Origin of the sequence: Actinomadura bangladeshensis (assembly GCF_004348335.1) — a bacterium.
In the GTDB taxonomy this organism is placed as follows: domain Bacteria; phylum Actinomycetota; class Actinomycetes; order Streptosporangiales; family Streptosporangiaceae; genus Spirillospora; species Spirillospora bangladeshensis.
This window is the reverse complement of record NZ_SMJW01000235.1, coordinates 1-12,258: the sequence shown is the minus strand read 5'-3', so window position 1 is coordinate 12,258 and position 12,258 is coordinate 1. Positions and strand designations below refer to the sequence as shown.

The window sequence follows — 12,258 nt, the reverse complement described above, 5'->3', positions numbered from 1 at the left end:
ACCCAGCCCTTCCCGACCGGCCCCCGACCCTCGCCCACGTCGCCGAGCTCGCCGGCGTGTCGCCCGCGACCGCGTCCCGCGTGCTCAACGGCTCGGCCCGGGTCAGCCGGTCGGCCCGCCTCCAGGTCGAGGCGGCCGTCGAGCGGCTCGGCTACGTCCGCCGCCGGGCCGGCTCCCCCGACCGGGAGTCGTCCGGCACGATCGCGGCCGTCGTCTGCGAGGACGCCTGCCGCGTCCTCGGCGACCCGTACTTCGCCCGGCTGCTGTGGGGCGTGCGCCGCGAGCTCGACGGCCGGGCGCCGCTCGTCGTCCTGATGGCCGGCCGGCCGGACGAGTGGCGCGCCACCACCGGCTACCTGCGCGGCGGCCGGGCCGAGGGCGTGCTGCTCGTCGGCGCCCGCCGCGACCAGGTCGCCCCGCTCGTGCAGGCCGCGGCCGGCGCCCCCGTGGTGCTGGCCGGGCGCCCCCTCGACGAGGTGGCGCTGCCGTACGTCGACGTCGACAACCGCGGCGGCGCGCACGCCGCCGTCCGGCACCTGCTCACCAACGGCCGCCGCCGCATCGGCACCATCGCCGGGCCCGCCGACATGGGCGCGGCCGTCGACCGGCTGGCCGGCTACCGGCTCGCCGCCCGGGAGGCCGGGATGGGCGTCAACGGGCTGGTCTGCCAGGGCGACTTCGGCCGGCTGTCCGGCGAGCGGGCGATGCGCCGGCTGCTGGAGCGCCGCCCCGACGTCGACGCCGTGCTCGCCGCGTCCGACCAGATGGCGGTCGGCGCGCTCAGCGCGCTGCGCCGGGCGGGCCGCCGCGTCCCCGACGACGTCGCCGTCGTCGGATTCGACGACGCCCCCGTCGCCCGGCAGGTGCGGCCCCGGCTGACCACCGTCCGGCAGCCCGCCGAGGACCTCGGCGCCCGGCTCGCCCGCGAGCTGCGCGCCTGCACCGGCGGGCGGCCGAACACCGAGCGCGGCGTGGTGCTGCGCACCAAGTTGATCATCCGGGAGTCCGGCTGACGGCCCCGGTCTGACGCGCGCCCCGTCCCCGGGCGCGCCCCCTGAAGGGACCCCGCCGCCGGACTCCGCCGGCGGTGGAGCCCGGCATGCCCGCACGCCGGGCGACCCACGGAAGGAACCGGAAGTGAGAAGAAGGCAACGATGGCGCGCGTTCACCGCCGTGAGCGCGACGCTGACCCTGCTCTGCGGCGGCCTCGGCGTACTGGCGCCCACGGCCGAGGCGGCCGCCGCGTGCAAGGTCGTCTACAAGAAGAACGACTGGGGCAGCGGCTTCACCGCGAGCATCGACATCACCAACCAGGGCGACGCGCTGAACGGCTGGACGCTGAAGTACTCCTACTCGGGGAACCAGAAGCTGACCAGCGGATGGTCGGGCAAGTGGTCGCAGTCGGGCCAGGCCGTCACCGTCCAGAACGAGAGCTGGAACGGGTCGCTCGCCAGCGGCGCGACCGTGAACATCGGCGCGCAGTTCACCTACAGCGGGACGAACACCGACCCGACGTCGTTCACCCTGAACGGCACGGCCTGCAACGGCAGCACGTCCGCTCCGAAGGTGGCGCTGACCAGCCCGGCGGCCGGGGCGACGTACTCGGTGGGCGCCTCGGTGCCGCTCGCGGCGACCGCGACGGCCGGGACCGGCGCGACGGTGTCCAAGGTCGAGTTCTTCGACCAGGACGGCTCGCTCGGCGCCGCCGACACCAGCGCCCCCTACAGCCTGAACTGGACGCCTTCGGCGGCGGGCGACTACTCGCTCTACGCCAAGGTGACCGACAGCGCGGGCGGGACGGCCGAGTCGGCGCCCGTCGGGATCACGGTCGCGGCCGAGGCGAGCGTCGTGGCCAACCCCGCCACGCTGACCATCGCGCAGGGCTCCACGGCCACGTACGCGGTGAAGCTCTCCGAGGCGCCGTCCTCGAACGTCACCGTGACGACGGCGCGGACGGCGGGCAACAGCGGCCTGTCGGTGACCGGCGGCGGGACGCTGACCTTCACGCCGCAGAACTGGTCCACCGCGCAGAACGTGACGATCACCGCGGACGACGCGGGGACGGGCCAGGCGACCTTCACCTCGTCCGCGACCGGGTACGCGGCGGCCAAGGTCACCGCGACCGAGGTGGCCACCGGCGGTGACACCTACACGCAGCGGTTCCTCGACCAGTACAACAAGATCAAGGACCCGGCGAACGGCTACTTCAGCCCCGAGGGCATCCCGTACCACTCGGTGGAGACGTTCATGGTCGAGGCCCCCGACCACGGGCACGAGACGACGTCCGAGGCCTACAGCTACCTCATCTGGCTGGAGGCCATGTACGGCAAGGTCACGCAGAACTGGGCCCCCTTCAACGCCGCCTGGGCGCTGATGGAGAAGTACATGATCCCGACGCACGCGGACCAGCCGACGGGCTCCTTCTACGACCCGTCCAAGCCTGCCACCTACGCCGCCGAGCACCCGCTGCCGAGCGACTACCCGTCGGCGATCGACGGCAGCGTCCCGGTCGGCCAGGACCCGATCGCGGGCGAGCTGAAGTCCGCCTACGGAACCGACGACATCTACGGCATGCACTGGCTGCAGGACGTCGACAACGTCTACGGCTACGGCAACACGCCGGGCGGCGGCTGCGAGGAGGGCCCCAGCGCCACCGGCCCGTCCTACATCAACACCTACCAGCGCGGCTCGCAGGAGTCGGTGTTCGAGACCGTCCCGCAGCCGACGTGCGACAAGTTCGCCTACGGCGGCACCAACGGCTACCTGGACCTGTTCATCAAGGACTCGTCCTACGCCAAGCAGTGGAAGTTCACCGACGCCCCCGACGCCGACGCGCGCGCCATCCAGGCCGCGTACTGGGCGAACATCTGGGCCGACGGCCAGGGCAAGGCCGGGGACGTCTCGGCGACCGTGGCGAAGGCCGGCAAGATGGGCGACTACCTGCGGTACTCCTTCTTCGACAAGTACTTCAAGAAGATCGGCGACTGCGACTCGCCCACGTCCTGCCCCGCCGGCTCGGGCAAGAACAGCGAGCACTACCTGCTGTCCTGGTACTACGCGTGGGGCGGCGCCACCGACACCAGCGCCGGCTGGGCGTGGCGCATCGGCGACGGAGCCTCGCACTTCGGCTACCAGAACCCCCTCGCCGCCTACGCGCTGGTGAACGACCCCGCGCTCGCCCCCAAGGGCGCGACGGCCAAGTCCGACTGGAAGACGAGCCTCACCCGGCAGCTGCAGCTCTACAAGTGGCTGCAGTCCGCCGAGGGCGGCATCGCCGGCGGCGTCACCAACAGCTGGGAGGGCAGCTACAGCACCCCGCCCACCGGCCTCACCGAGTTCTACGGCATGGCCTACGACTGGCAGCCCGTCTACCACGACCCGCCGAGCAACCAGTGGTTCGGTTTCCAGGCGTGGTCGATGGAGCGCGTCGCGGAGTACTACCAGGTCACCGGTGACGCGGACGCCAAGGCCATCCTCGACAAGTGGGTCGCCTGGGCGCTGTCGAACACGACGGTCGACCCGTCCACGGGCAGTATCCAGATCCCGTCCACCCTCAAGTGGACCGGGCAGCCGGACGCCGACTGGTCCTCCGCCAGCGGCATGCCGCCCGCCAACTCCGACCTGCACGTCTCCGTGCAGGACTACACCAGCGACATCGGCGTGGCCGCCGCGTACGCCAAGACCCTGACGTACTACGCGGCCAAGTCCGGCGACGCCGACGCCAAGCAGGCCGCCAAGGACCTGCTGGACGCCATCTGGAAGCACACCGACGCCAAGGGCGTCTCGGTGCAGGAGACCCGGGCCGACTACAACCGCCTCACCGACCCGGTCTACATCCCGTCCGGCTGGACGGGCACCATGCCGAACGGCGACCCGATCAACTCCAACTCGACCTTCATGTCCATCCGTTCCTTCTACAAGAGCGACCCCGACTACCAGCGCGTCATGGCCTACGCCAACGGCGACACCTCGACCGCACCGGTGTTCACCTACCACCGGTTCTGGGCGCAGGCCGACGTGGCCCTCGCCATGGCCGACTACGGCCGCCTCTTCAACGAGTGACCGACCCCCAAGGGGCCCGTGGCAGCACCTGCCACGGGCCCCTGCCCTACCCCGCCTGAGCGCCAGGGCTCGGAGCCGGACTGGGCTCGGCGAGAGCCGAAGGTGGGGCGAACATGTGTTCGCATCCGGTGGGCGTCGGCGGCTGCGGTGGTTCGGGTGTCCGTCGGTGCTCGGACACGGTCGGTCCCGGTGCGAGCACTCCCCGTTCCATGAGACGATCATTTGACCGGGGATGAGCGGAGTTGTGCGAATGGCCGATGAGAGGTGGACTCCCGCCGACGTGGATCTGGTGCGGCCCAACACGGCCCGGATCTACGACTACCTGCTCGGCGGCAAGGACAACTACGCGGCGGACCGGGAGGTCGCCGAGCGGCTGCTCGCCGTCATCCCGGAGGCGCGGACGGCGGCGCGGGAGAACCACGCCTTCATCGGCCGCGCCGTCCGGTTCCTCGCCCGCCGGGGCGTGCGGCAGTTCATCGACATCGGCACCAAGCTGCCGGCGCGCGGGAACGTCCACGAGGTCGCCGCCGAGGTCGCGCCCGGCGCGACCGTCGTGTTCGCCGACGGCGACCCGGTCGTGCTCGTGCACGCTCGCGCGCTCCTCGCCCGGACGCGGCGGGCGGCCTTCGTCCGGTGCGACCCGAAGCGCCCCGAGGCCGTCGCCGACGACCCGGAGGTCCGCGCGCTCATCGACTTCGAGCAGCCGGTGGGGGTCGTCCTCGACCGCGTCCTGCACTTCATCGAGGACGCCGCCGAGGCGGCCGCCGCGCTCCGCCGCCTGCACGACGCGCTCGCGCCCGGCAGCCACCTCGTGTTCACGCACATCACCCAGGAGCCCGAGCCGGAGTCCGGCGGCGACGTCGGCCGGGTCTTCAGGACGGCCGGCGACCACTTCTGGGGCCGGAGCCGCGCCGAGATCCTCGACATCGTGGCGGCCTTCGACCTGGTGGAGCCGGGCCTCGCCTACACCTCCGAGTGGCGGCCCGACGGGCCGGGGCCCGGGGCCGCGCACCCGGAGCGCACCTTCACCCTGGCGGGCGTGGGCCGCCGCTGACCGCGAGGGCGCGCAGGCGGCGCCGCCACGCGGGCACACCGGTGCCGCGGCCGGCGGCCGCGCGGGCGGCCCCGGCGTCGTGCAGCCAGCCCTGGTGGCTGCGGCCGGTCACCTCCAGCCGGACGAGCGGGACGTAGGAGTCGGCACGTATCCCCTCGTACCCGTGCCGGACGATGGAGTGGTAGATGTCCTCCGACACGACCAGCGCCAGCGGCGCGCGGGTGCGCCGCAGCGCGCTCTTCGCCTCCGGCGAGTCCAGCAGCCGGAAGGCGACGTCGAGCGCCTCCCCGAAATTGCCGTGGCCGTCGCTCTGCACCTCTCCGGCGTGGACGACGACCCGAACGCGAATTCGCCGGTCGCCGCCCGCGGAGATCGCCTCCGCGGCATTGTATTCGCCGAGCGCCGCATTGTATTCGGTGAGCAGTGCGGACAGGATCGGCATGACCGGGTGCAGCAGCAGCGTTTTCGGCACTTCGTCGAATGGGTGCACCAGGACGAGCGCCCCGTCGCCCCGGTCGACGTACTCCTCCCGGTACCGGCGCCCGATTCCGGCCCGGTTGAACGCCTCTTCAAGCAGCCGGTACAGCGTGCGGCGGAGTTCCGCCTTGACCGGGTCGGTGCGGGTGGTGGAGCCCTCGATGTCCACCGCCAGGATCGCCCGGTACCGCGGCCGGACCCGGGCGCGGACGGCGACCTGCCGCATCGGCCCGGACGCGTCGACGAGCACGGGCCGCCCGGCCCCCGGCCCACCGCCGCGCACGGCCATCTCGTGGTTCATTCCTGCGCGCCCCCATGCCTCTCGGTCTGTCCCCCATTGCCGGCGGTGAACGATCCTGGCATTGTGCGCCACGACCGGCAACCCAGGCGAACCCGGACAAGCAGCCGGGTTTACCCGGTGAATGTGAATTCCTTTCATCACGTGTTGAAAGGAACGCTGACCAGGGTCGCGGCGGGGGGCCGTCCCGCGTCAAGGGGTGCGCGTCCCGAATGGTCCCGGGAGGGCGGGACCCGGGTCCGGCAAGATCGGGACGGAAAGGCCGGAACGGCGTGCGCATCGATCGGATAACGCCGCTGGGAGGACGCCGGGGGAGTCGGGGACAATTCCGGTGCGCCCCGCGGCCGGACGGCCCGCCCGCGCCGCGTCCGGGAAAGCACGGAGCGGCGCACCGTGGGTTTCCGGTAGGCAGGACGTCCCCCGAGGTCCGAGCATGGAGAGGGTGGTCGTGGTGATTTCCGCACCGCGGCGGCGCAGGTCGCCCCCGTGGTTCGGCGCGGAGACGAGGCGCGCCCTCGCCGCCGGGCCGGCGGTCGCGGGGCTGGCGCTGCTGGCCGGCTGGCCGTACTGGCGGCAGCACCCGGCCGCGGCCGTGCTCACGCTGGCCGGCTGCGCCGCCATCGCCGTGGCCGGCGTGCTGCTCGCGACCGGGACGCGGACTCGCCGCACCGGGCTGCTGTTCACCGCCGCGTCGCTGTGCTGGGCGGTCACCTGGGCCGCGAGCTGGGACGCGTCCGTCGGGCCGATCATCTCCCAGTACGCGCAGGCCACCTTCTACCTCGCCCTCGCCGTGGGCGTCCTGATGTACCCGGCCGGGCGGCTGGAGTACCGGGCCGACCGGATCTGGACGGTCGCGGCGTGCGCGGTCCTGTGGGGCTGCCCGACCGCGATCTGGTTCACCTCCGAGCCGGAGTGGGCGGCGTTCCGGGGCGAGTCGGTGTGGTGGCCGGCGCCGTTCAAGAACCTGGAGGTCTTCCGGATCGTCCTGCCCCTCTCCGCCGGGCTGTACGTCGCCCTCGCCCTGTCGCTCGCCCTCGTGCTGACGATGCGGCTGCCGCGGATGGGCCGGATGCGGCGGCTGCTCACCCTCCCGGTGACCCTCGCCATCGGGTTCGTCGGCATCTCCGCCGCGTTCACCCAGAAGTCGGTCATGGCGGAGGCGGTCCCGCTGGCGGACCTCCTGCGCGTCTACGTGATCCAGGGCGCGGTCGTCGTGCTCGTCCCGCTGACCCTGCTGGCGTCGGGGCTGCGCCTGCGCATCGGCGAGCTGACCGTCGCCGGCCGGATGCTCCGCCTGACCGCGCCGGTGTCGGTCGAGCGGGTCCGGGACGCGCTGCGCGACGTCCTGCACGACCCGACGCTGGAGCTGTGGTTCTGGGCGCCGATGGAGCAGACCTACGTCGACACCGCCGGGCACCCCGCCGACCTCGAACCGGACGGCGACCCGTCCGAGGGGCCCGATGGGCGGTGGCGGCGCCGGGTGCGCAGCGCCGCCGGGGACCCGCTCGCCGTCGTCGAGCTGGGCGGCGCGCTGCGCGACCACGAGTCCCTGGTCGAGGCCGCGCTCGCCGCGGGCGGCCGGGCGCTGGAGACCGCGCGGCTCCAGGCCAGCGTGCACGCGGGCCTGGAGCAGGTCCGCGCCGCCTACCGCCGCCTCCTGCGCGCCGAGACCGCCGAGCGCGAACGCCTCGCCCGGGATCTGCACGACGGCGCGCAGCAGCGGCTGCTCGCGCTCGGCGCGATGCTCGGGACGCTGGAGGCGGTGACCGACGACCCGGCGGTGAAGGAGCACGCCCGGACCTGCCGCGCCGAGCTGATGGAGGCCCTCGCCGAACTGCGCGCGCTCGCCCGCGAGGTGCAGCCGGCGCTGCTCGTCCAGGACGGCCTCGGACCGGCGCTGGAGGTCCTCGCCGAGCGGGTCGGCGTCCGCGTCGTGCTCGACGTCACCCCGCGCCGGTTCTCCCGCGAGGTCGAGTCCACGCTTTACTCGGTGCTTTGCGAGAGTCTGTCGTACGCTGTCGACCGCGCGCACGCGACCCGGGTGCACGTCCGCGTCGGCCATGAGGACGGCCGGCTGGCCGCGGAACTGACCTGTGACGGCACCGGTCCCCGCGATCCCGCCGCCGACCTCGCCGGGCTGTCCGGACGGGTCAGGGCGCTGCGCGGCGAGGTGGAAGTCGCCGGCGGGCCCGGCGAGGGGACGACGGTGAGGATGGGCCTTCCATGCGAGTAGCCGTGGCGGAGGACAGCGGGATCTTCCGGCAGGCGCTGGTCACCCTGCTCACCACGGTCGGCATCGAGGTCGTGGCGTCCGCGGGCTCCGGGGAGGAGCTGGTCGCCCGCGTCGCCGGCGACCCGCCCGACGTGGCGATCGTCGACCTGCACATGCCGCCGACCTACAGCAACGAGGGGGTCGTCGCGGCCCGCCGGCTGCTGGAGCTCCACCCGGGGCTCGGCGTGCTCGTCCTATCGGCCTTCAACGAGACCCCGCAGGCGATGGAGCTGTTCCGCGACCAGCCGCGCGGCGTCGGGTACCTGCTGAAGGACCACGTCACGGACGTGGACAACCTGCGCTCGGCGCTGGAGCGGGTGATGCGCGGCGAGGTCGTCATCGACCCGGACGTGGTGAGCAGGCTCGTCGAGGCCCGGCACCGCGAGCAGGAGCTGTCCCGGCTGTCCGGCCGCGAGCGGGAGGTCCTGGCGCTGATGGCCGAGGGGCACTCCAACGCCGGGATCGGCAAGCGGCTGCACCTGTCCGCCCGGACGGTCGAGGACCACGTGCGGGCCATCTTCACCAAGCTGAAGATCGCCTCGACCGGCGGCCCGCCCGGGCCGCAGGACACCAACAAGCGGGTGCTGGCCGTCCTCACCTGGCTGCGGGCGGCCGAATCCCGCTGACACCGCGAACGCCGCCGGCACCGCGGGCGCCGCGCCGTGCGGGGCGCGCGCATCAATCGGGTAACGGGCCCTCCCGCTTTCCGGCCCGGGTGCGGAAAACTGACCGCGGGAGTCGGGTGGGGTGGCTCCGGTGGTGGCCCCCGCACGCCACCGGCACGCGCCGTGAGCCCGTGCCGGCGCCCCGTGCCAGGGCACCTCGTCCGGCACGCTCCCATGCTCCCGGTACCGCGTGCCCCGCACATCCGGGAAAACCCCACTCCCGGACGGTGGTTTCCCGGGACGACACGGAAGGAGCGCGGTGAGGGCCGTCCCCCGCTGGCCGCTCTGGCTCGGCGCGCGGGTCCGCCGCGCCCTGGGCGCGGGCACGGCGGTCGCGGCGGCCGCGCTGGCGTGCGGCTGGCCGTACTGGCGCGGGCACCCGGCGGAGGCCGCGGTCACCCTGGCGTGCTGCGGCGGGTTCGCGGCCGCGGGCGGACTGCTCGCCGCCGGCCGGCTCGGGCGGCGGACGGGCGCGGCGTTCCTGTTCGCCGCCGCGGCCTGGGCCGTCACCTGGACGGGGGCCTGGAACGCCGGCGCGGCGCCGCTCGTGTCGGTGTTCGCCCAGTCGGTGTTCTTCGTCGCGATCGGCGTCGGCGTCGTCATGTACCCGGGCGGCCGCCTGGCGGGCGCCGCCGCCCGGCTGTGGACGGCCGCCGCCGTCGTGGTCATGGTGGGCGGGCAGGCGCTGCTGTGCGCGGTGTCGCGGCCCGGCTGGAACGGGTTCCACGCCTCGGTGGCCTGGCCGTCCGTCCATCCCGACCAGGAGGTCTTCCGCTGGGCCCAGCGCGGCGTGACGGTCGCGATGGTCGTTCTCGCCGGCGCGCTGGTGATCCTGCTGCTGGCGCGGCTGCCCCGGACCGGGCGGCTGGACCGCGCCTTCACCGTCCCCGTCGCGGCCGCCGTGACGATCGGCGTCAGCACCGCGCTGGCCGTCCAGGGCAGGCTCCTCGGCACGGCGGTCACCCTCGACGACGTCCTGAGGGTGTACTTCATCCAGGGCTTCTGCGCCACGACGCTGCCGGTCGTCTTCCTCTTCACCGCGCTGCGCGCCCGCCTGTCCGAGCTGACCGTGGTCGAGCGGATGAACCGCCTCACCGCCCCCGTGTCCGTGGAGAAGGTCCGCGACGCCCTGCGCAGCGTCCTCGGCGACGCCGCCCTCGACCTGTGGCTGTGGGCCGACGGCGGCTACGTCGGCGCGGACGGCCGCGCGGCGGCCTCGCCGGAGACGCCGCCGGGCCGCTGGCGGCGCGAGGTCCGCACGTCCGGCGGCGAGCCCCTCGCCACCGTCGACGTCGCCGCCGCGCTGCGCGGCCACGAGGCGCTCGTCGAGGCGGCGCTGACCGCCGGGGGCCGGGCGCTGGAGACCGTCCGCCTGCAGGCCGCCGCGCAGGCCGCCCTCGAACGGGCCCGCGACGCCCAGGAGCGCCTCGTGCGCGTCCAGGCCGCCGAGCGCGAGCGGCTCGCCGCGGACCTGCAGCGCAGCGCCCGCGCCCGCCTCCGCGCGCTGGAGCGGACCCTCGCCCGGCTGGAGGACGCCGCCGCCGACCCGGCGGCCCGCGAGCAGGCCCGGATCTGCCGCCGCGAGCTGGCCGAGGCCGTCGCCGAGCTGGACGACCTGGCCCGCGGCGTGCACCCGGCGATCCTCGCGGACGCCGGCCTGGCCCCCGCCATGGAGCTGGTCGCGGCCCGCGCCGCCGTGCCCGTCCGCCTCGACGTGCCCGCGGGCCGCTTCCCGCGCGAGATCGAGTCGACCCTCTACTTCGCGCTCTGCGAGGCCCTCGCCAACGCCGTCAAGCACGCCGGGGCGGGCGTGGTCGAGCTGACCGTCCGCCCCGGCCCGGACGAGATCGTGGCGGAGGTCCGCGACGACGGCGCGGGCGGCGCGGTCCCGTCCCCGCGCGGCGGCCTCGCCGGCCTGACCGACCGCGTGCGCGCCCTCCGCGGCCGCGTGACCATCGAGAGCCCGCCGGGCGAGGGCACCGCCCTCACCATCACCCTCCCCGCGTCCGGGCGCGGCTAGGGGGAGGGGCGGACGATGATGGGGAGCAGGTAGCGGCGGGCGAAGGCCCGGGCGCCCTCCTCGTCCAGCGGGATGTGGCCCTCGGGGGTCAGGACGAGGGAGTGGGTGAGGCGGACGAGGATCTCGGCGACGACCTCGGGGTCGACGTCGGCGGGGGCGGCGCCGAGGCGCTGCGCGGTGCGCAGCCGGCCGGCGATGTAGCCGCGGGCGGCGGCCAGCAGCGGCCCCGCCTTGACCGTGGAGTGCGGCAGGATCAGCTCTGGCTCGACGACCATGAGGCGGTTGACCAGGCGCTGCTCGCGGCTGATCCGCAGCGCGACCGCGAACCCCTCGACGAGCCGCTCCTCCAGCGTGGGGAGCGCGGCGACGGCCTCGTCCAGCTCGGCGAAGAAGCGCCGCGCCTCGCGCAGCAGGACGCCCGTGACCAGGTCGCCCTTGGTGGGGAAGCGGCGGTAGATGGTGGCGCGGCCGAGCCCGGACTCGCGGGCGACGTCGTCCATCGTGGTGCGGCGCGGCCCGTAGGTCTCGAAGGACCGCAGGGCCGCGTCCAGGATGCGGTCGGTCTGCGGCTCGCTGTCCGGCCCGGCGGTGAGCAGGGTGCGCAGGAGGTCGTCGTCGCTCGTCATGTCGGGGCCGACTCTAGCCGCCGCGCGACCGGCGCAGGGCGCGGGCGGTGCCGGGGGAGAGGCGCAGCGGTTCCGGCGTGACCGCGCCCCTGAGGCGCTACCGCGGGGACAGCGCGTCGAGGGCCTGCTCGGCGGTCGGATGCGACACCAGGTGCCGGTCCAGGCCGCTGCGCTCGATGATCGTGCGGAACCGCCGGTCCAGGCCGGCCAGCACGAAGTCGCCGTCGGCCCGGTGCGCGGCCTTCCAGATGATGATGAGCGCGTTGAGGCCGGAGGAGTCGCAGAACCCGACCCGGGCGGCGTCCAGCGCGACGAGCGGCGGGCCGCCCATGCCGCGCATGTCGTCGAGGACGCGCTCGCGCAGGATGTTCGCGGTCAGGATGGTGAGATCCCCCTCCGCCTCCACGAGCAGGCAGGGGCCGCGGACCTCGGTGCGCACCTCCAGCGTGTCGGCGGGTTCCGCCGGGTCGCCGGCTCCGAGAGACATGCTGATCACCTTCCGTTCGTCGCCGGGCACCCGGCGTACCCGCGAAAGGGGCCGGTCATGCGGCCGCGCCCGGCGGTCAGCCCGTCCGGACGTACTCGATCGCCTCGTCGGCGAGGCGCCGCGCGGGGGCCTCGTAGCGGTCCCGCAGGTCCAGCAGGACCTGCTGGCCGCGCACGGCGGGCCACCCGGCGGGCAGGTGCTCGACGGGCAGCCGGGGGTCGGCGCGGACGAGCTGCAGCCACTCGGTGGTCATCCACAGGTACCGGGCGAGGTCGTCGGGGGCGTGCGGGAGCGGGG

10 protein-coding genes are annotated in these 12,258 nt (G+C 74.5%); 6 read left to right on the top strand and 4 right to left on the bottom strand.

Annotated features, from left to right (window positions below; translation table 11 throughout):
- The 3 genes from E1284_RS32045 to E1284_RS32035 form a co-directional block, all read left to right on the top strand.
- Window positions 1–1,013: LacI family DNA-binding transcriptional regulator (locus E1284_RS32045; protein ID WP_243714874.1), on the top strand; the 1,013-nt coding region annotated here is incomplete at its 5' end.
- A 124-nt stretch (window positions 1,014–1,137) separates the two neighbouring features.
- A complete protein-coding gene (locus E1284_RS32040) occupies window positions 1,138–4,062 on the top strand; it encodes a glycoside hydrolase family 48 protein (protein ID WP_131943902.1) in 2,925 nt (974 codons plus the stop codon).
- Window positions 4,063–4,312: 250 nt separating this feature from the next.
- Complete coding sequence (locus E1284_RS32035; protein ID WP_131943901.1) at window positions 4,313–5,116, top strand: SAM-dependent methyltransferase; 804 nt, start codon at window positions 4,313–4,315, stop codon at window positions 5,114–5,116.
- Here the strand turns inward: E1284_RS32035 and E1284_RS32030 are convergent.
- On the bottom strand, window positions 5,088–5,894 hold the full coding sequence (locus tag E1284_RS32030) for a hypothetical protein (protein ID WP_131943900.1): 807 nt from the start codon (window positions 5,892–5,894) through the stop codon (window positions 5,088–5,090). The two genes, E1284_RS32035 and E1284_RS32030, sit on opposite strands and share 29 nt — an antisense overlap.
- 430 nt (window positions 5,895–6,324) lie before the next feature.
- On the opposite strand from E1284_RS32030, the gene E1284_RS32025 reads away from it, so the two are divergent.
- The 3 genes from E1284_RS32025 (at window position 6,325) to E1284_RS32015 (ending at window position 10,848) form a co-directional block, all read left to right on the top strand.
- Window positions 6,325–8,124: a sensor histidine kinase gene (locus tag E1284_RS32025; RefSeq protein ID WP_131943899.1), complete on the top strand. Its 1,800-nt coding sequence runs from the start codon at window positions 6,325–6,327 to the stop codon at window positions 8,122–8,124.
- Complete coding sequence (locus E1284_RS32020) at window positions 8,115–8,789, top strand: response regulator transcription factor (RefSeq protein WP_131943898.1); 675 nt, start codon at window positions 8,115–8,117, stop codon at window positions 8,787–8,789. The genes E1284_RS32025 and E1284_RS32020 overlap by 10 nt, the downstream gene beginning before the upstream one ends.
- A 298-nt stretch (window positions 8,790–9,087) precedes the next feature.
- On the top strand, window positions 9,088–10,848 hold the full coding sequence (locus E1284_RS32015; RefSeq protein WP_131943897.1) for a sensor histidine kinase: 1,761 nt from the start codon (window positions 9,088–9,090) through the stop codon (window positions 10,846–10,848).
- Here E1284_RS32015 and E1284_RS32010 read toward each other — a convergent pair.
- From E1284_RS32010 to E1284_RS32000, 3 genes are all read right to left on the bottom strand, one after another.
- A complete protein-coding gene (locus E1284_RS32010) occupies window positions 10,845–11,474 on the bottom strand; it encodes a TetR/AcrR family transcriptional regulator (RefSeq protein WP_131943896.1) in 630 nt (209 codons plus the stop codon). The two genes, E1284_RS32015 and E1284_RS32010, sit on opposite strands and share 4 nt — an antisense overlap.
- Before the next feature lie 97 nt (window positions 11,475–11,571).
- The gene (locus E1284_RS32005; protein WP_131943895.1) at window positions 11,572–11,961 is read right to left on the bottom strand and encodes an STAS domain-containing protein; all 390 of its coding nucleotides are present in this window, start codon (window positions 11,959–11,961) and stop codon (window positions 11,572–11,574) included.
- Window positions 11,962–12,037: 76 nt separating this feature from the next.
- The coding region (locus tag E1284_RS32000) for a PaaX family transcriptional regulator C-terminal domain-containing protein (RefSeq protein ID WP_279433096.1) at window positions 12,038–12,258 on the bottom strand (221 nt) is incomplete at its 5' end.

Bases quoted from the DNA above. Each gene is read 5' to 3' on its own strand.
- E1284_RS32035 (WP_131943901.1), top strand. From the start codon at position 4,313: ATGGCCGATGAGAGGTGGACTCCCGCCGACGTGGATCTGGTGCGGCCC.
- E1284_RS32010 (WP_131943896.1), bottom strand. From the start codon at position 11,474: ATGACGAGCGACGACGACCTCCTGCGCACCCTGCTCACCGCCGGGCCG.
- E1284_RS32025 (WP_131943899.1), top strand. From the start codon at position 6,325: ATGGAGAGGGTGGTCGTGGTGATTTCCGCACCGCGGCGGCGCAGGTCG.
- E1284_RS32020 (WP_131943898.1), top strand. From the start codon at position 8,115: ATGCGAGTAGCCGTGGCGGAGGACAGCGGGATCTTCCGGCAGGCGCTG.
- E1284_RS32005 (WP_131943895.1), bottom strand. From the start codon at position 11,961: ATGTCTCTCGGAGCCGGCGACCCGGCGGAACCCGCCGACACGCTGGAG.
- E1284_RS32030 (WP_131943900.1), bottom strand. From the start codon at position 5,894: ATGAACCACGAGATGGCCGTGCGCGGCGGTGGGCCGGGGGCCGGGCGG.